The organism is Paenibacillus sp. DMB5, assembly GCF_001517085.1.
Taxonomy (GTDB): domain Bacteria; phylum Bacillota; class Bacilli; order Paenibacillales; family Paenibacillaceae; genus Paenibacillus_AQ.
In genome coordinates this window covers 18,452-35,895 of sequence record NZ_LRAC01000125.1, presented here as the reverse complement: position 1 = coordinate 35,895, position 17,444 = coordinate 18,452, and the positions used below count along the sequence as shown (strand labels likewise).

Genomic DNA, 17,444 nt, shown 5'->3' with positions numbered 1-17,444 from the left:
ATTGGCGTCATTCAAAAGTGACAATCTATTAATTTGCTAAAATGTGCTAGTTTGGTAAAATGATAGGGTCGTGATTGTCCGTCATTCAGAAATCCTGCAGATTGGAGAATAGAAGATATGAAAAGACTGAGTAAGCTGATATTATGCGCTGCAATAATGATGAGCGGTTTTACTGCTCTTTCTGTACAGCCCGCACAGGCTGCAGCAGGCAGCGTAACTATTATGCTGGACGGTTATCCGCTGCCGTTTCCGGTGTCACCGGCCGTAATGAGCGGAACAACGATGGTGCCGTTCCGGGCCATTTCCGAAGCGCTGGGCATTAAAGTGGAGTGGAACCAGGCTGCCAGGAAAATTACAGCGACCAATACCGAAGCTTCAGGCTCCAAGGTGGTCACTCTTACATTAGGCAGTACAACGGCAACAGTCAATGGCGCAGCAGTTAAGCTGGCTGTAGCACCGCAGAACATTCGCGGCACGACGATGATTCCGCTCAGCTTCTTCGGCCAGCAGTTCGGGGCAGGGGTAAGCTGGAATCAGGCGACAAAGACCGTGTCCATCACCTCTCCCCAAAGAGACCTGTATACGCTTGGTTTCTACGCCCAGAAATCTTACGGTGAAGTATCGTTGATTCCCAGCTTTGATGCAGTACATTTTGGCTGGAGCCGGCTGGACCGCAGCGGCCAGTTTACAACAAACAGTACGGACTTCTGGTGGCCGAAGGCAGACGGTGATGTAACACCGGAATCGATTGTCCAGAACGCCTCAGCCGCAGGCACGGCCCCTTATCTGATGGTCTACTCGGGGGATAAGGAGCTTGAGCTGACCAAGAATCTGGAAGACCCCGCTTTGCAGCAGCAGACCATCTCAAGCATCGTTTCGCTGGCAACGGAGAAGGGCTTTCAGGGCATCGGTCTTGATCTGGAAGGACTTGGGCTGACAGGAGACAAGCAGCTAGTACAGAGCCAGTTCAATACATTCGTGAAGAACCTGGCGGCAATGGCACGTCCGGCAGGACTCAAGCTGACGGTCATTCTGCCGCCGCTGAACGGCTCCTACAAGGGCTATGACTACAAGACGCTGGCATCGTTAGCTGATGATCTGGTCATTATGGCATACGCCTATGAAGATGAATCCAGACCGGAGCCGCTGGCGATGGTCGATCAGGGAATCCGCCTGGCGCTGGAGCAGGTCAGCAAGGACAAGCTGATTCTCGGCATCTCAGTATTCAGTGAGGATGAGACCTCTGTGAATGCGAAGATCGGCCTGGCGAAGCGCTACGGGCTGAAAGGCATCGCCATCTGGCGTCTGGGCCTGATCGGCAGCCGGTATGGAACGAGATGAGTAAATCCGTGGAATTATAAATTTGTTTTGAGGAAGGGACTGCCGTGTGCAGTCTCTTTTTTTTTGGTCTATCCGCTGTATGCCGGACAAACCCGCCACAACAAATGTCACATTAACCTGGACGCGAAACCTTTATAATTTTTAAGGTTGACCCTTAGGCTGACTATTTTATTTACAGGAGGACATTTGAGCATGAGCATAAAATATAAAGCACTGGAGCTTGATAAGCCGCTGACGTATGAGCTGGAGGGGCTTGAAGTAGGCGTTACCTCGAACTGCAATTTCCGCTGCGATTACTGCTGCGCCTATAATAGAAATGACGGAGAGGCTATCAACGGCAAGGAGGTTATCCGCATACTGGAGGAGCTTCCGGGGCTGACGCGGGTACGTCTCTCCGGCGGTGAGGTTACGCTGAAGTTCCAGGATTGTGTGGAGATTGTGTCCTATTGTTCTTCCCGCGGTATACAGACCCAGTTGAACTCCAACGGCAGTCTGCTTAATGCAGAGCGGATCGAACAGCTGGTGGAAGCCGGCCTGACCACGATACATATTTCATTTAATTTTACGACAGCTGAGGGCTTCTCGAAATATTACAACATCCACCCGACAGTCTACGAGAAAATCAGAGAGAACATCACCATGTTCGCCAAAACAGATGTGAATGTTGTGCTGGAAACGCTGCTGTTCGACCAGACGCAGGATAACATGCAGGAGATCAGCGACCATGTATATTCCATGGGGGTACGGACCCACGAAATCCAGAACAGCATCATTATGGGCCACACCGGCTGGAAGGCGATCGCAGCACAGGAGAATCTGAAGAATGCCGTAAACCAGCTGATTGCGAACCGGAAGGAAGACACTACCCTGTACTTCACCTGCATGGATCGGTTCATGGACAGACTGGGCTTTGAGGAGCAGCCGGGCGTCTATTTCCCTCACTGCATTGAAGGCAAGAAGCAGCTGCATCTGCACGGTAACGGTGATATTCTCATCTCCGAGTTGTGCCATCCGGTCATTATCGGCAACATCTACAAGGGTACCTCGCTGAACGAACTATACACGAATATGCCTAAACCGCTGGAGCGGTTCCTGGAGAAGCAGCCTTGTCCGGCGCTGGACGCCCTTTTCCCGGCAGAGGTATAGACAGCCAATGATTATAAAGCCTTTTTTCTCTGTTTGGAGAAAAAGGGCTTTATTTTTAGTCTCATCATTCGACAAACTGTGATAAAATTCGCTGAAATTCTTCATGTCATCTACAATAATCTCCGGTATAATCCGATATAGATTGTAATAATTGTTACAAAATTAAGGATTTTTAAAAGATGGATAAGATGAAGGTGGAAGGGTGCTTACAAATGAAGATTCGGATGAAGCTATCGGTTATGATGATCGCCGTTATACTGATTTCTACAGCAATGATGGGAGTTTTCACGTATTACAAATCTACAGGCACTATTATGGACCTCACCGAATCTGCCATGGCACAAGTCAACACGAACAAAGCACAGACTATTGAAGCTATGATAGACAAAGAGAAGCGGAGCATGCAGCTGGTAGCAGGAGAATCGGAAATTGCTGAGCTGCTGCTGAAGGATGCTGCCGGTGAGCTGGCCGCCGGGGATGAACTGGTGAATGAAGTGAATACCAGACTGCAGGCACAGGTTAAGGATGCAGGAAATCTTGAGCATATGTTTGTAGTTAACATGCAGGGGATCGGGATTGCCGACAGTGATACGAAGCTGGTGGGAACAGATTTCAGCGAACGCAATTATACGATTAATGTGATCAAGACCAAGGCAGCAGTGATCAGTGAAACACTGAAGTCGAAGTCCACAGGCGCTTACGTGCTGGCTTTTGCCCATCCGGTAATAAATAACGGCGAAATGATCGGGTTCGTGGCTTCAGCCGTGAATGCGAACAGCATCATCAAATACCTGGCGGATGCCAAAGTGGCCAACGCCCCTTCTTCTTATGCCTATCTGGTAGATGAGACCGGCAATATCCTCTATCATCCGGATGAATCCAGGATCGGCTCCCCTGTGGAGAATGAACAGATCAAGGGTGTGGTTGAACGGGTAAAGTCCGGGGAGACGGTTGCGGACGACAACGTGCAGTATTCTTATAACGGAGCCGAGAAAAAAGCGGCCTTTACTGTCCTCCCGCTGACCAAATGGACGCTGGTGCTGACCGGTGATCTGGGTGAAATTATGCAGCCGGTTGATAACATGACCAACTATATTATCCTGCTCGGGCTGGGCAGTCTTCTGCTGACCCTGCTGATCGGAATTATTGTGGCCACCCGGATCTCCTCGCCGATTATCAAGCTGACAGAGCTGATTAACCGGACGGCAGAGCTGGATCTGAAATACGACAAGCAGTTCGAGCATCTGGTCCGGAACAAGGACGAAACCGGTACGATTGCCAAAGCGATGTTCCATACACGTGCGGTTCTGCGCGAAATGGCCGGCAGCCTGGTCGGAATTTCGGGCAAGGTTCTGGACAATGCGGTGCTACTGGAAAAGCTCTCGGTTGATGTCCGCGAGAATGCGCACGACAACTCCGCAACAACAGAGCAGCTGTCCGCCGGCATGGAGGAGACGGCAGCCTCCACCCAGGAGATGACGGCGGCGATTCATGAAGTCCAGAACAACGTGCAGCTGATTTCCGTGCGGGTCAGAGAAGGCGCGGATGTATCCGGCCATATTACAGAGCGTGCGCTTGCCCTTCAGCATGATGCCATAGAATCGACAGACCGGGCCAAGGAGATCTATGAAGCGGTAAGAACCGAAATGGAAAAAGCGATCGAGCAGTCCGGCGCAATCCATGAGATTAACGTGCTTGCTGATACCATCCTGTCGATTACGAGCCAGACCAATCTGCTTGCCCTTAATGCGGCGATTGAGGCTGCACGGGCAGGTGAAGCGGGCCGCGGCTTTGCGGTAGTGGCTGGCGAAATCCGCAAGCTGGCGGAGAAATCCTCAGAGACGGCATCCGGGATACAGGGGGTTGTCAAAAATGTGTATTCATCAGTCGAGCTGATGAAAGAGCATTCCGAGGCGGTGCTGGCCTTCATCGACCAGAACGTGCTCGCAGACTATGAACGCCTTACCGAGGTCAGCCAGCAGTATAATGAAGATGCGTCCACGATCAATGAGCTGATGGGCCAGTTTGCCGAAGCCGCCGATCATCTGAACGAAACCGTAGGCAATATCGCTATTGCTGTGAATGAGGTTGCTGCAACCGTTAATGAAGGAGCGATCGGCGTACAGGACATTGCTGTAAAAACCGCCGACATTGTCGAGAAGACCTTCCATGAGGCTGCTATGGCAGATGAGAATACCCAGAGCGCCAAAGAGCTGCAAGTACTGGTAGACAGGTTCAAAATCTGATCCGATTTCACTCCTCAGCGGTTCTTCCAGGTATTTCAGTCCATAATAATAGTAAGAATATTATTGTGGATGTTAAGTGTTCTGCTTAATGCTGAAATAAGGGGGATAAGGGATGGTTAAAATCTCACCGGAAGAGGAGCTGCAAACGGGACGCGGACAAGTGCGCCAGCTGCAGGAGAGCTTTCTCCTGCAGCTGATTCAGGAGGACTGGCCGGGCACGGAACCGGTCAGGACACGGTTGCGCCAGCTCAAGCTGGCGCCCCTTGCCGCTGAGGGTATCAGGCTGCGGTTTGCCGCTGCTGAGCTCAAGCTGCCGCCTGAGGAAATATCACCTGCCTTCAGGCGCCGGCAGCTTGCCGCAGGTGCCGGACTCCAGCTTGTGTGCCGGGAAGCGGCAGCCGGGTGGAAGCATATTTATCCGTTTGTGAGTGAGGCTAATCCGCTGCAGGTCTATTTCCTGATTCCTGCCAGGGAAGGTGCTGAGCATGCGGGCCGTGCAAGCCGGTTTCTGACAGAGCTGGGACAGAGACTGGAGGCTGTTATTGAATATGAGTGTATCTCAGCGGCCGGTCTTGAGGTTAAGGGGCTGAAGCGGCTGAGAAATGCCTTTGCTTCCTGCCTTTGCACCCTGGATATGACCGGCCGGCCCGGTATGGGCTCCGGAGCTGCAGACGCAGTAATGCCTGTCATGTCCTGGTTATCCCCGGAGGAAGAACGAAGGCTGCTGCAAATGATTGAGACTGCGGATACCTTTGCTTTTGAGCGGGAGCTGGTAGCCCTGTTTGGAACGGACAAAGCTGCAGCGAAGCCGTCTGCCAACCAATTGTATCAGGGGTTGCGGCTCCTGCTCCTGCTGAACGTTGCCGCCGGGAAATTTGCCTTCAGAGGCACTGCCCTCTGTAAATATCTGTGGAACAGTCACGCAGCGCTTGCTGCCTGTACCTCTCCGGCACAGCTGGCAGAGCAGCTGTCTGCACTGGGGCTGCTTGTAATGGAAGAAGTGAAGCTGGCCCGCCAGTTTCCGGAAAGAGCGCTTGCGGAAGCCGTCAGAAAATATGTGGAGCGCAATTACGGCTGGGAGCTGCCGCCTTCTGCCGCGGCGCAGCTCTTCGGGGTGGAGGAGGGCACCTTAACAGGCAGTTCAAGCAGCACGTAGGCATTCCGCTTGCTGATTATACCGTAAAGATCAGAATGGGCAGAGCCGAGCAGCTGCTGCCGGATGAGAGGCTGAAGCTCACAGACCTTGCACCGCTCGTCGGCTATGCCAGCTCCAGTCATTTCGCCAGCGCCTTCAAGAAATACAGCGGCAAAAGTCCAAAGGAATACCGGGAGCGGCTGCAGCGGAGCCGCTAACCTCAAATAAAGAGGCCACTCTTGTTTAACAGGAGCGGCCTCTTTATTTGAGTTAATCTGCAGAAATGCCCGGCAGAGCATCCTCCGGCTTTGAAGCGCTCTTGATCCATTGCAAAGCCTCTTCCACAGTTACCACTTGCTCTGTCTGCAGCATCATGTCCCTCAGCCGGAGTTTCCCCAGCGCTGCTTCATTTTCTCCGGCCAGCAGGCAAAAACGTATATTTCGGGCAGAGGCGGCGGCCAGTATTTTTTTGAGCTTGCGCGTGCCGGTGTCGACATTAACCCGGACGCCTGCGTTCCGCAGCATGGCAGCAGCGGTCAGTGCCTGCGGCATGGTCTCGCCGATCGGAATCAGCAGTACGCCGGAATCGGCTTCCTGCACCGGACGTTCTCCCAGCAGGGCCATAATCGACTCCATGCCGAAGGAGATGCCGACTGTCGGCACATTGATATCGTCCCGGCCGATGAGCTTGCCGATGATGTTATCATACCGTCCGCCCCCGCCCAGACTTGCGGTATAGCTGCCGGTAGCATCAAATATCTCATATACCGTTCCGGTATAAAAAGAGAGGCCGCGTGAGAGGAACGGATCGAAGCTGCAGACCCGGGTGAGTCCGGTGGCATCTATCAGCTGCTGGAGCGCCTGAACCTCAAGTGCGCCCGGCTGGCTGCCCAGCCCATAGCGCTCTGCCAGAGTGCTGAAATCCGCCTTTTCCGTTTCCAGAAGTCCGCTTATGGCGAGGACAGCCTGTTCTGTGAGCCCTTTGCTGCGAAGCTCAGACAATACACCCTGCAGGCCGATTTTGGCCAGTTTGTCGAGGGTCAGCATCACAGACAGGCTGTCCTCTGCAGGAACACCGGCTGCTGCCAGGATTTCGCCCAGAAACCGGCGGTTGTTCCATTTCAGGACGATGGGGATATCCAGTCTGCGAAAGACCTCCGCAGCCAGCTGCATCAGCTCGGCCTCAGCCTGCGGGCCGGCAATGCCGGCCACATCGGCGTCGCATTGCAGGAACTCGCGCAGCCGGCCTTTTTTGACCGGACCGTCCCGGAATACCTTGCCTATCTCATAACGTTTATACGGAAACCGGATGCCTGGATTCAGCGCAATGACTTTGGCAAACGGTATGGTCAGATCATACCGCAGACCCAGCGTCCGTCCGCCCTGGTCGGTCAACTGGTACATCTCACGTAAGATTTCGTCACCCCCGGCATATTTGGAGGTCAGCAGCTCCAGTTCATTCAGCAGCGTAGTTTCCATCGGTTCAAAATCATACAGCTCAAACAGCCCGCGCAGCACAGTCTGGACCTTTTGTCTTACCGCCTGTTCGCGTCCGAAGTAATCATAGGTTCCTTTGATATTTTGCATAATAAGCAGCTCCCTTTAGTGTGGTCCGGAATGTCCGGCCAAAATAAAAAACGCGCCGGACCTCGTGGTCCTGCGCGTTTCCATATTACGCAGGGAGGTCAAACGCGAATAGCGTTAGCCCTCCCTGAATGCCTTCAGGTGTGCTAACGCCGCTTGAGATGATGAAGCTGATTCTGTATGATTGAAATGCTGTTTATAAGGTTCACCGGAATCAGCTCCCTTCGAATTTTGATTAATGCACATTATAGCGGATGAAATGGGGCCGTGCAAGCGCAAAATCGGCAATGTGCGGATTATGTGATAACTAAAGTGAAAAGAGGTATTGTTAATGGATCATGAACAATTAATAGCGGCAGCCGAAGGCTTTGCTAAGGAACAGCTAGGCCGGGATACTACCGGGCATGACTGGTTTCACACGGACCGGGTAAGGAATACAGCTGCGCTGATTGCCGGAATGGAAGGGGCAGATGTCCTCGTCTGCACGATTGCGGCTCTGCTGCATGACGTCGCTGATGAGAAGCTGAACGACTCCAAGGAAGCGGGGCTGCAAAAAGTTGCAGGCTGGCTCGAGGAGCATCTGGAGGACGCCGGGCAAACCGGACATATCATGCAGATTATCGGGACGATGTCCTTCAGCGGCGGCGGTGGTGCTCCCATGGCTACACTGGAAGGGCAATGCGTGCAGGATGCGGACCGGCTGGATGCGCTGGGGGCTATCGGCATTGCGCGGACAATGGTTTTTTCGGGGGCCAAGGGCCGTCCGGTGTACGATCCTGAGGAGGCTCCGCGTGATGAATCGCTGCAGAAGGAATACCGCGACTACTCCAAGGGGACGGCGGTTAATCATTTTTATGAGAAGCTGCTGAAGCTGAAGGATCTGATGAATACGTCCTACGGACGCAAGCTGGCTGAGGAGCGGCATGATTTCATGCTGCTGTACCTGGAGCAATTTTATAAGGAATGGAATCAGGGCAGCCGGAAGCCGTTAATATGAGAACAGGCGCAAACAAGGAAGGAACAATTAACATGAGCGAGCTGCAATTCAGAGATTATGAATTAAATGAAGAGATTATCAAGGCTCTTGACCTGCTGGGCTATTCGGCCCCGACCGAAGTACAGAGCAAAGTGATTCCTGTTGCCTTGAAGGGCCGGGATCTGATCGTCAGATCGCAGACCGGCAGCGGCAAGACCGCCTCATTCGGCATCCCTGTCTGTGAGCTGGTGGACTGGGCGGAGAATAAGCCGCAGGTTCTGGTGCTCACTCCAACCCGGGAGCTGGCTGCACAGGTCAAAGAGGATATCACCAATATCGGGCGCTTTAAGCGGATCAAGGCCGTAGCTGTGTACGGCAAGCAGCCGTTCGCTCCGCAAAAAATTGAGCTGGCGCAGAAAACGCATGTTGTCGTAGGAACACCGGGACGGGTGTTCGACCACATCGAACGTGGCACCCTGCCTCTGAACCGGATCCGCTATCTGGTCATCGATGAGGCAGATGAGATGCTGAGCATGGGCTTTATCGAGCAGATTGAGCAGATCATCCGGCGCCTGCCTGAAGACCGTGTAACGATGCTATTTTCCGCGACATTGCCCGAGGCCGTAAAAAGCTTGTGCCGCAAGTATATGACTGACCCGGCGGATATTGAAATTGAAGCAGGCGGGATCACAACGGCTGCTATTGAGCACACGCTGATTGAGGCCAGACCTGCGGCCAAGTTCGGCCTGCTGCTGGATCTGCTGACGGTGGAGAACCCGGACAGCTGTATTATTTTTTGCCGGACGCAGGAGCAGGTCAATGAATTGTTCCGGGGACTGGCTGACCAGGAGCTTCCAGTGGACAAGCTGCACGGCGGGATGCTGCAGGACGAGCGGTTTGAAGTCATCAATGCGTTCAGGAGAGGACAGTTCCGCTATCTGATTGCTACAGATGTGGCTGCCCGCGGGATCGACGTGGAGAACATAACCCATGTATTCAATTACGACATTCCGATGGAAAAAGAAAGCTACGTGCACCGCACCGGACGTACCGCACGTGCAGGCAGCAGCGGCAAAGCGATTACGTTGGTTACGCCTAATGAGCACAAATGGGTTGCTGACATTGAAGCCTATATCGGCTTCAGCATTCCGGTTGCCCAGGCTCCTTCTGCGGAAGCTGTGGAAGAAGCACGGGAGGCCTTTGAACGTAAGCTCGGGAAAAAGCAGGTCCGCAAGGCAGGGAAATCCGAGGTAGTGAACCGGGACATTACCAAGCTGTACTTTAACGGCGGCAAGAAAAAGAAGCTGCGTGCGGTCGATTTCGTCGGTACGCTTGCCAGGCTTGAGGGAATGACCGTCGATGACATCGGGATCATTACGATTCAGGACAACGTAACCTATGTGGATATTCTTAACGGCAAGGGCCCGATGGTGCTCCAGGCAATGAAGAATACAACCATCAAAGGCAAGCAGCTAAAAGTGCATATTGCGAAAAAATAACAGGGAGCATGTGCGGCGGCAGGTGCCCGGAGCGTGACATTTTGGGCTGCAAACCCCGGCGGAATAGCGTACATTTCAACATAATTATTTGAAATTAAGCTGCTGAAGGGGATGTGGAAGATGAAAGATGTGAGAAGCCGGGAATTTGCCGTTCCCTTTTTGCAGAGCCTGATTCAGGCGGATACCTGTAACCCGCCGGGCAATGAGCACCGTTTAGCGCTGCTGCTGCAGGATTTTTTGCAGGAGGCGGGGCTGGATAGCAGCATAGACGGAGTGGAGCAGGGCCGCAGCAATCTGGAGGCTGTGTTCACCGGCGCAGACAAGGGACGGAAGCTGATGTTCTGCGGACATCTGGATACTGTCAGCCCCTGGACGGCCGAAGCCGGAAAATTCCCGCCGCATGGTGCAGTGATTGAGGGCGGCCGGATGTACGGCCGGGGGACCTCCGATATGAAGGGCGGACTGGCCGCGATGCTGCTCGCCGCCGTGTCGCTGCTCCAGGAGGGCATCAAGCTTGGCGGCGACCTGATCTTTCTGGCGACAGCCGGGGAAGAAGTCGACAGCTGCGGGGCGCGGCAGTATGCAGAGCAGCACAGCCTGGAGGAGCTGGATGGCCTGGTAATTGCCGAGCCGACAGGCAGCCGGGTTGCCATTGGCCACAAAGGAGCTCTATGGCTGCGGATAACGCTGCATGGTCGCAGCGCCCACGGCTCCATGCCGCAGCTTGGACTGAATGCGGTGGAAGGGATGATGGAAGTGATCGCGCTGCTTAAGCGCCATGCGCTGGAATGGCAAGCCCATGATCCCGTTCTGGGATCAAGCAGCCTGTCGGTCAACTCTATCGCCGGAGGTGTGCAGACCAATGTGATCGCTGACCGCTGCAGCATCGATGTGGACATCCGGACGGTTCCTCCGCTGCGGCATTCTGAGCTGTTGGCCGAGATTACGGCCAAGCTTGACGGCATGCAGCAGCTGAATGCCGGCTTCCGCTATGAGGTGGAGGAGCTGCTGGACCGGAGTGTGGTCTACACTGATCCCGGCGAGGAGCTGATCCGCACTGCGCTTGAGCTTGCCGGCGGGGCAGGTGAGCCGGGACAAGGGGCAATTTCTGCTGACACCTGTGCAGATGCTGAGCATGTAGCCGGGGGAGTGGCCGGAACCGTTGCCGTCCCAACAGAAAGAGGAGCTGTTTCTGCAGCTGTGCACGGAGTGTCCTATTACACGGATGCTTCGGTGCTCCATAATCACGGAAAGCTGCCTGTGCTGATCTATGGTCCCGGTGATCCCAAGCTTGCCCACCAGCCGGACGAATGGATTGATATTGAAGCGTACCTTGAATCGATCAGCTTTTACCGGGAGCTGGCGCTCCGCTTTCTGGGGGGAGCGCCAGACTAGAAGGGCTGTTGGGTAAGTCCGTCATGCAGGCATATGCTGACGGGTGGAATGAATACTGCTGGCTGTGCACAAGTATGCTGATCTTTATAGCGAATCCTCGCTAAGAGCAGAAGCAGCCGGTCTGATTGCATCACAACAAAACAACCTTCCGCAGGGCGGCCGACAGGCCGGGGAGCGGAAGGTTGTTTGTTTATTCAGTCAACGTGGACTATGCGTTATACTGCGCCTGATACAGACGGCTGTAGGTGCCGCCGGTGTTCAGCAGGTCTTCGTGGCGGCCTTCCTCGGAGATGCCGTCCTCGTTCACGACGATGATCCGGTCGGCATTTTTGATCGTGGTCAGCCGGTGGGCAATGACCAGAGTGGTCCGGCCGACAGACAGCTCGGCAAGCGACTGCTGGATGGCGGCCTCCGTCTCAGTGTCGAGCGCGGAGGTGGCCTCGTCCAGAATCAGAATCGGCGGGTTCTTCAGGAACATCCGGGCAATGGCCAGACGCTGCTTTTGACCGCCCGACAGCTTCACGCCGCGTTCGCCGATGATGGTATCTATGCCGTCCGGCAGGCTGTTGATCAGGTCCTCCAGATGGGCGCGTCTGGCAGCTGTCCAGATTTCGTCCAGCGGCGCATCGAGCTTGCCGTAGGCGATATTCTCGCGGATGGTACCGGAGAACAGGAACACATCCTGCTGCACGATCCCGATCTGCTTGCGCAGGGAATGCAGCTTCATGTCGCGGATATCGGTCCCGTCCACGGAGATGGCACCTCCGGTCACATCATAGAAGCGGGGGAGCAGGCTGCAGATGGTTGTTTTCCCGGCACCGGACGGTCCGACAAAAGCAATGGTCTCCCCGGCATTAACCTTCAGGCTGATCCGGTTCAGCACAGGCCGGTCTGCCTCATAACCGAAGCTCACGTCATTAAAGACGATGTCGCCGCGCAGGGAATCTGCATCAATGGCGTCCGGCTTATCGGCAATGTCCGGCTCGGTATCAATAATTTCAAGATAGCGCTTGAACCCGGCGATGCCCTTCGGGTAACTCTCGATAACGGCATTGATCTTTTCGATCGGCCGGAAGAAGATATTGGACAACAAAATGAAAGCGACAAATTCACCGATCGCAAGCTCACCCTGGATAAAGAACCAGGCGCCGCAGATCATCACTACGATCGTAATCAGCCGGGTCATCATATAGCTGACTGAAGAGCTTTTGGCCATGAGCTTGTATGCCATCAGCTTGGTCTGGCGGAACCTCTGGTTGTCTTCGGCAAACAGCACCTTTTCATGCTCTTCATTGGCAAAGGACTGCACCACGCGGATGCCGCCTACATTGTCTTCAATCCGGGCGTTGAAATTCCCCACATTGCCAAAAAGGTTATGGTACGTAGAGGTCATATTGCGTCCGAAGTAGATGATAACCCAGGCCATAATCGGCACAATGATAAAAGTAATCACAGCCAGCTGCAGATTAAGATCTGCCATCAGGATAAAAGCACCGACCAGTGTCATCACGGCGATGAACACATCTTCCGGACCGTGGTGGGCCACCTCGCCGATGTCGTTAAGGTCATTGGTAATCCGTCCGATCAGATGACCGGTTTTATTGTTGTCAAAGAAACGGAAGGAGAGCTTCTGGATATGGTCGAACATTTTTTTGCGCATATTGGTTTCGATGTTGATTCCCAGCATATGCCCCCAGTAAGTAACCACGTAATTCATTACAGTTGTCAGGGCATAAATCGCGAGCAGGGCGATACAAGCGAGCAGAATCAGCGGCCAGTCCTTGCCGGGCAGCAGCTCATCGATAAATTTATTCACAGCGACCGGAAAAGCGAGCTCCAGCAGCCCCGCGCCCACCGCACAGGTGAAGTCGAGAATAAACAGCCCTTTGTAGGGCCGGTAGTAGGAGAAAAAACGACGCAGCATCTCTTGTTCACTCATTTCTGTATGTATTGTTAGTTGAGAGTCATTCTCAACCGTCTTATTCTTAGGATACTAAAGACGGTTACCGGATTTGTCAACCTTTGTCATGTGCAAAGGGGCAGGAATTCGTGCCGCTTCACCCAGTCCAAGCTGGATACTAAGACATATGTTATGGATATTCCAGGAAAAAAGGAGGAGTTAAGCATGAGCGAAAATGTCGGCGGATACAGCCCGTTCACTTCAACTGGCGCCATTCTGGTTTTGTTCATCCTGCTTGTAATCATTACTAAATCCCTCTGGGTATAATGAAGCAGGTCCATCCGGCTGCTCCTGCCAGTCTCAGGACTGGCAGGAGCAGTGTACATATCGGGCGCAGAACGTTAAAAACTTATGCAATTTGAGTCAGGCGGAGTTATAATATAACAATCTGTGTAAGAAAATTGGTCTGTAGCAGCTGACAATCACCGGTTGTCAGCCGTTTGTACTGCAATCAGGAGGATCATCATGACTGTAAAATCTCAAGACCGGACATCCGCAAAACGGCATGCCCGGAACCCGAACCGCCTCCGGCCCGCCTCCTCGCTGGTGCTTGGAATCTTGTTTGTTGCAGCTGCCCTGCGGGCGCCGTTCACCTCCGTTGGACCGTTGCTGGGCCTGATCCGTGACGATCTGGGGCTGTCCAATACGCTGGCCGGGTTTATTACAACGCTGCCGCTGCTTGCATTTGCCCTGCTGTCGCCGTTTGCGCCGCAGCTGGCCCGCCGCTTTGGCCTGGCCAACGTACTGCTGCTGGCCATGCTGACCTTGGCTGCCGGTATTCTGCTCCGTTCAGCTGCGGGTGCCGTAGCCTTTTTCACAGGCACTGCGCTGATCGGACTAGCTATTGCTGTCTGCAACGTACTGCTTCCCGGACTGATCAAGGGAAGATTTCCCGCGCGGATCGGCCTGATGACCGGAATGTATACCGTGTCAATGAATCTGTGTGCGGCAGCAGCTTCGGGCTTCAGCGTTCCGCTTGCGGGACGAGCAGGGTTAGGGTGGCGCGGTACATTGTCGCTCTGGTTTATTATCGCTTTGCTAGCGGTACTGTTCTGGCTTCCGCAAATGAAAGGCTTTGTCCAGAACAGCGGGGCAAAAGCTACTAAATCCTCAATAAACGTCTGGAGATCACCGCTGGCCTGGCAGGTTACCTTGTTTATGGGACTGCAATCCTTGCTGTACTATGTGCTGATCTCGTGGTTCTCGGTAATTCTTGGAGAACGCGGCTTGTCGGCCGGCCACGCCGGCTGGATTCTGTCGCTGATGCAGCTGGCCCAGCTGCCGTTTACCTTTTTTGTGCCGCTGCTGGCAGGCCGGATGAAGAACCAGCGGAGTCTGGTCCTAATCACTTCTATATTGTTCTTTATCGGAATCCTTGGCATCTGGCTGGGCAGCACGGCCTGGATGGCGCTGTGGGCGGTCTGCATCGGCATCGCCGGCGGCTTTGCCTTCGGGCTGGCCATGATGTTCTTCAGCCTGCGGACCCGCACAGCCCAGGAAGCCAGCGAGCTGTCCGGGATGGCCCAGTCTGTCGGCTACCTGCTGGCAGCCATGGGGCCTGCGCTGTTCGGGCTGCTGCATGATGCCACGGACAGCTGGAATATTCCGCTCGTCCTGCTGGCCGCCGCCGCAGTGCTTCTGTGTGCTGCCGGGCTGGGAGCAGGGAGAGACAGACAGGTTGGCGGCCTGTCCAATAAATAACAGATGAGACAGGCTATTATATTGAAGGAGCGCACCGGAACGAATCTTCCGGTGCGCTCTTTTTTAGCTCTTTACAGCAACAACACGGATTCTCCGGTAATCCATTACCCAGACGCCTTCATGGAACAGCTGCGGTCTCAGCTCCTGCTCCATGAAGGCCAGCGCTTCTTCACGCTGTACCGGGGTAAGCACACTGAGAATCCCGTCCGCGAATGTATTCAGCCAGCTGCTGAAGCCCTGCTCACCGCCGGCCAGCGGAGTCGGTCGGTCATAACAGAGTGCAAGGCTGGCAATCAGCCCGTTCTGTTCCAGCAGGGTAGTGTACTCTGCGATTCCGGGAAAATACCAGGGCAGCGCAAGCTTATCCGGGCATCCGGCCGCTGCGAAGGCGCGCGGCAGCCCCTTGGTGACCGAGGCGATATTGCCCTGGCCGCCGAACTCGGCGATAAAGCGGCCGCCGGGACGCAGGCTTGCTGCAATGCTTGCCGCAGCTCCATTGGCATCGGTCAGCCAGTGCAGGGCCGCGTTGCTGAACACGGCATCGGCGGACGGTTCAGCGGTATAGCGCTGTCCGTCTGCCAGGATGAACTCAAGCTCCGGATGCTTGCTGCGGGCTGCAGCGATCATTTCAGGCGAGGCATCGATGCCGGTAACTGCAGCGCCGTAGCCGGCAATGACGGCCGCCAGATCCCCGGTGCCGCAGCCCCAGTCCAGGATGCGCTCACCGGCTGCGGCTTCAGCAGTTCAACCAGGGATTGGCCATATTGTGAGACGAAGGCCATATCCGCATCGTAGGTTCCGGCATTCCATTTCTGATTCATGTCGGTATAACTCCTCTCCAGTTACAGTGTTATCTATGTTGTAACATGGCTGGGACTTATAAGTGAAATATATAAAGATTATAAACTTTATTATTTATACCTATTAGAGTGCGTTGAATATGCCATAGAAGCTGAAAAGAATAAGTACGGCAGCGGAGATACGGCTTAGAATCCGGCTAAAGGATCCGGGCAGCCTGCGGCTGATCCCTTTTATGATTAGAGCCAGGAGCAGCCACCAGCAGAAGGAGCCAAGGGCAATGCCGGCAGGCAGAAGCAGGGAGCTGCCGGTATTGCCCCCCAGGGAAGCAGACAGCGCCATGAAGCTGAGGATCGTAGCGGGATTAGCAAGCGTCAGCAGAAACGAGGTAAGCAGACTGTACAGAATTCCGCTGCGCGCAGTCTCCGGTATTGCAGCGGCTCCCGCAGTCCGCCAGGCTTTTACTCCGAGATAAGCGATGAACAGGGAGCCGAGCAGCTTCAGAGGCAAGGCATATGCAGCCGTAAAGTCGCCCACCGCCTTGAAGCCGGTCACCGTTACCAGCGCATAAAAGGCGTCAGCCAGCGCGATGCCTGCTCCAGTCCCCAAACCGGCGGACAATCCCTGACGCATTGTCCGGTTCATGCAGAGCAGCGACATCGGGCCGACCGGTGCAGCGACAATAAAGCCGAAGCCCAGGCCGCCCAGCAATGCAGGCCAGGGGGTCATGCTCCGTTGTCTCCATACGGAAGGGGAACATTCGGTGTCTCCTTGACGGTGCCAAGGATAATGGTCGTCCTCGTCCGCACAATACCCGGCAGACCCTTCAGTTCCTCACTGATAATCCGGTCGAGATCCTTTGTTCCCCTGCAGCGGATTTTCAGGATGTAGTCATCGTCACCTGCCGTGTGATGGCATTCCTGAATTTCCGGCAGCCCGTGTACGAGCGTAAGAAAAGCCTGCCGGTGTGCCGGACGTTCAAGGGAGACGGCAACGAGTGCAGCCAGGCTGTAGCCCGTTGATTCAGAATCGATCAGAGCCGTATAGCCTTTGATGACCCCCTGCTCTTCCAGCCGTCTTACGCGGTCAGCGGCAGCAGGGGAGGAGAGTCCGAGCATTCCGGCCAGCTCAGACCAGGTGATCCTTCCATTAGCCATTAGGGTAGAGATGATTTTTTTATCTAAAGAATCCATGTCCATCGTCCTTTCTTTACTAAGTTAAACAGAAATATAACTTATTATATTTAATCCAACAGTGATTTTTATCTTATGAATGAAATCAATATATGAGGATGAACGCTGAATCGAAAATCCATTTAAAAAATAGGTCTTGCAATTCATCTGAAAAGAGTGTATATTCTTAATTACGGTGATTAAGTCACTGAGATACATAATATGCGGTCGTGGCGGAATTGGCAGACGCGCACGGTTCAGGTCCGTGTGGTAGCAATACCGTGGAGGTTCGAGTCCTCTCGACCGCATCAGCTTTATGACGAAACCCTTCAGCAGAAGGGTTTTTTGTTTTTTAACTGTCATTAATCCCTCATTCACACCCGTGACTGGGGGATTTTGTGCAAGCTGCGGTCTCATTCCAATCAGGGACTTCAGTTCGACAGCGGATCGGCCGAAAAAAAGGTATACTATGAATGAGCCAAGACCCCCGA

General features: G+C 54.1%; 16 protein-coding genes and 1 tRNA gene. 11 read left to right on the top strand and 6 right to left on the bottom strand.

Translation table 11 applies throughout. The features are described from left to right. Nucleotides 1–117 precede the first annotated feature (117 nt). From AWJ19_RS16630 to AWJ19_RS34155, 5 genes are all read left to right on the top strand, one after another. Complete coding sequence (locus tag AWJ19_RS16630) at nucleotides 118–1,341, top strand: stalk domain-containing protein (RefSeq protein WP_068725372.1); 1,224 nt, start codon at nucleotides 118–120, stop codon at nucleotides 1,339–1,341. 186 nt (nucleotides 1,342–1,527) lie between these two features. After that, complete coding sequence (locus AWJ19_RS16625) at nucleotides 1,528–2,487, top strand: radical SAM protein (RefSeq protein ID WP_068725370.1); 960 nt, start codon at nucleotides 1,528–1,530, stop codon at nucleotides 2,485–2,487. 212 nt (nucleotides 2,488–2,699) lie between these two features. Further along, complete coding sequence (locus tag AWJ19_RS16620; RefSeq protein WP_068725369.1) at nucleotides 2,700–4,733, top strand: methyl-accepting chemotaxis protein; 2,034 nt, start codon at nucleotides 2,700–2,702, stop codon at nucleotides 4,731–4,733. A 112-nt stretch (nucleotides 4,734–4,845) separates the two neighbouring features. Then, nucleotides 4,846–5,889 carry a hypothetical protein gene (locus AWJ19_RS36725; protein WP_068725367.1) on the top strand — a complete coding sequence of 348 codons (1,044 nt, stop codon included), beginning with the start codon at nucleotides 4,846–4,848 and terminating at the stop codon, nucleotides 5,887–5,889. Next, nucleotides 5,787–6,086 (top strand): helix-turn-helix transcriptional regulator, encoded by a 300-nt coding sequence (locus tag AWJ19_RS34155; RefSeq protein WP_241781779.1) that lies wholly within the window; start codon nucleotides 5,787–5,789, stop codon nucleotides 6,084–6,086. The genes AWJ19_RS36725 and AWJ19_RS34155 overlap by 103 nt, the downstream gene beginning before the upstream one ends. Before the next feature lie 52 nt (nucleotides 6,087–6,138). On the opposite strand, the gene AWJ19_RS16610 is transcribed toward AWJ19_RS34155, so the two are convergent. Then, nucleotides 6,139–7,455 carry a histidine--tRNA ligase gene (locus AWJ19_RS16610; protein ID WP_068725365.1) on the bottom strand — a complete coding sequence of 439 codons (1,317 nt, stop codon included), beginning with the start codon at nucleotides 7,453–7,455 and terminating at the stop codon, nucleotides 6,139–6,141. Between the two features lie 328 nt (nucleotides 7,456–7,783). Between AWJ19_RS16610 and AWJ19_RS16605 the strand changes: the two genes are divergently transcribed. From AWJ19_RS16605 to AWJ19_RS16595, 3 genes are all read left to right on the top strand, one after another. Then, nucleotides 7,784–8,449 (top strand): HD domain-containing protein, encoded by a 666-nt coding sequence (locus tag AWJ19_RS16605; protein WP_068725364.1) that lies wholly within the window; start codon nucleotides 7,784–7,786, stop codon nucleotides 8,447–8,449. Nucleotides 8,450–8,481: 32 nt separating this feature from the next. Beyond that, on the top strand, nucleotides 8,482–9,927 hold the full coding sequence (locus AWJ19_RS16600; protein ID WP_068725433.1) for a DEAD/DEAH box helicase: 1,446 nt from the start codon (nucleotides 8,482–8,484) through the stop codon (nucleotides 9,925–9,927). A 120-nt stretch (nucleotides 9,928–10,047) separates the two neighbouring features. Beyond that, nucleotides 10,048–11,322, top strand: coding sequence for a M20 family metallopeptidase (locus AWJ19_RS16595; protein WP_068725362.1), 1,275 nt, complete (start codon nucleotides 10,048–10,050; stop codon nucleotides 11,320–11,322). 208 nt (nucleotides 11,323–11,530) lie between these two features. On the opposite strand, the gene AWJ19_RS16590 is transcribed toward AWJ19_RS16595, so the two are convergent. Continuing rightward, nucleotides 11,531–13,246: an ABC transporter ATP-binding protein gene (locus AWJ19_RS16590; protein ID WP_068725360.1), complete on the bottom strand. Its 1,716-nt coding sequence runs from the start codon at nucleotides 13,244–13,246 to the stop codon at nucleotides 11,531–11,533. A 201-nt stretch (nucleotides 13,247–13,447) separates the two neighbouring features. Here AWJ19_RS16590 and AWJ19_RS35905 point away from each other — a divergent pair, with 201 nt between their 5' ends. Next, nucleotides 13,448–13,549, top strand: coding sequence for a sporulation protein YjcZ (locus AWJ19_RS35905; RefSeq protein WP_197071419.1), 102 nt, complete (start codon nucleotides 13,448–13,450; stop codon nucleotides 13,547–13,549). Between the two features lie 198 nt (nucleotides 13,550–13,747). After that, nucleotides 13,748–14,983 carry an MFS transporter gene (locus AWJ19_RS16585; protein WP_068725359.1) on the top strand — a complete coding sequence of 412 codons (1,236 nt, stop codon included), beginning with the start codon at nucleotides 13,748–13,750 and terminating at the stop codon, nucleotides 14,981–14,983. Between the two features lie 63 nt (nucleotides 14,984–15,046). Here AWJ19_RS16585 and AWJ19_RS16580 read toward each other — a convergent pair whose 3' ends face one another. The 4 genes from AWJ19_RS16580 to AWJ19_RS16570 form a co-directional block, all read right to left on the bottom strand. Next, a complete protein-coding gene (locus tag AWJ19_RS16580) occupies nucleotides 15,047–15,658 on the bottom strand; it encodes a methyltransferase domain-containing protein (protein WP_241781778.1) in 612 nt (203 codons plus the stop codon). Next, complete coding sequence (locus AWJ19_RS36720) at nucleotides 15,607–15,804, bottom strand: hypothetical protein (RefSeq protein ID WP_241781777.1); 198 nt, start codon at nucleotides 15,802–15,804, stop codon at nucleotides 15,607–15,609. The genes AWJ19_RS16580 and AWJ19_RS36720 overlap by 52 nt, the downstream gene beginning before the upstream one ends. Before the next feature lie 103 nt (nucleotides 15,805–15,907). Further along, entirely contained in the window at nucleotides 15,908–16,510 is a 603-nt protein-coding gene (locus AWJ19_RS16575; protein WP_068725357.1) for a LysE family transporter, read from the bottom strand. Then, entirely contained in the window at nucleotides 16,507–16,974 is a 468-nt protein-coding gene (locus AWJ19_RS16570; RefSeq protein ID WP_068725355.1) for an Lrp/AsnC family transcriptional regulator, read from the bottom strand. The genes AWJ19_RS16575 and AWJ19_RS16570 overlap by 4 nt, the downstream gene beginning before the upstream one ends. A gap of 203 nt (nucleotides 16,975–17,177) precedes the next feature. On the opposite strand from AWJ19_RS16570, the gene AWJ19_RS16565 reads away from it, so the two are divergent. After that, nucleotides 17,178–17,261: transfer RNA gene (locus AWJ19_RS16565), tRNA-Leu, on the top strand. The last annotated feature ends 183 nt before the right edge of the window (nucleotides 17,262–17,444 follow it).

Excerpts from the sequence above, each read along its gene's own strand:
- AWJ19_RS16630 (WP_068725372.1), top strand. The coding sequence starts at position 118 with ATGAAAAGACTGAGTAAGCTGATATTATGCGCTGCAATAATGATGAGC.
- AWJ19_RS16620 (WP_068725369.1), top strand. The coding sequence starts at position 2,700 with ATGAAGATTCGGATGAAGCTATCGGTTATGATGATCGCCGTTATACTG.
- AWJ19_RS36725 (WP_068725367.1), top strand. The coding sequence starts at position 4,846 with ATGGTTAAAATCTCACCGGAAGAGGAGCTGCAAACGGGACGCGGACAA.
- AWJ19_RS16610 (WP_068725365.1), bottom strand. The coding sequence starts at position 7,455 with ATGCAAAATATCAAAGGAACCTATGATTACTTCGGACGCGAACAGGCG.
- AWJ19_RS16605 (WP_068725364.1), top strand. The coding sequence starts at position 7,784 with ATGGATCATGAACAATTAATAGCGGCAGCCGAAGGCTTTGCTAAGGAA.
- AWJ19_RS16600 (WP_068725433.1), top strand. The coding sequence starts at position 8,482 with ATGAGCGAGCTGCAATTCAGAGATTATGAATTAAATGAAGAGATTATC.
- AWJ19_RS16595 (WP_068725362.1), top strand. The coding sequence starts at position 10,048 with ATGAAAGATGTGAGAAGCCGGGAATTTGCCGTTCCCTTTTTGCAGAGC.
- AWJ19_RS16590 (WP_068725360.1), bottom strand. The coding sequence starts at position 13,246 with ATGCTGCGTCGTTTTTTCTCCTACTACCGGCCCTACAAAGGGCTGTTT.
- AWJ19_RS35905 (WP_197071419.1), top strand. The coding sequence starts at position 13,448 with ATGAGCGAAAATGTCGGCGGATACAGCCCGTTCACTTCAACTGGCGCC.
- AWJ19_RS16585 (WP_068725359.1), top strand. The coding sequence starts at position 13,748 with ATGACTGTAAAATCTCAAGACCGGACATCCGCAAAACGGCATGCCCGG.
- AWJ19_RS36720 (WP_241781777.1), bottom strand. The coding sequence starts at position 15,804 with ATGAATCAGAAATGGAATGCCGGAACCTACGATGCGGATATGGCCTTC.
- AWJ19_RS16575 (WP_068725357.1), bottom strand. The coding sequence starts at position 16,510 with ATGACCCCCTGGCCTGCATTGCTGGGCGGCCTGGGCTTCGGCTTTATT.
- AWJ19_RS16570 (WP_068725355.1), bottom strand. The coding sequence starts at position 16,974 with ATGGATTCTTTAGATAAAAAAATCATCTCTACCCTAATGGCTAATGGA.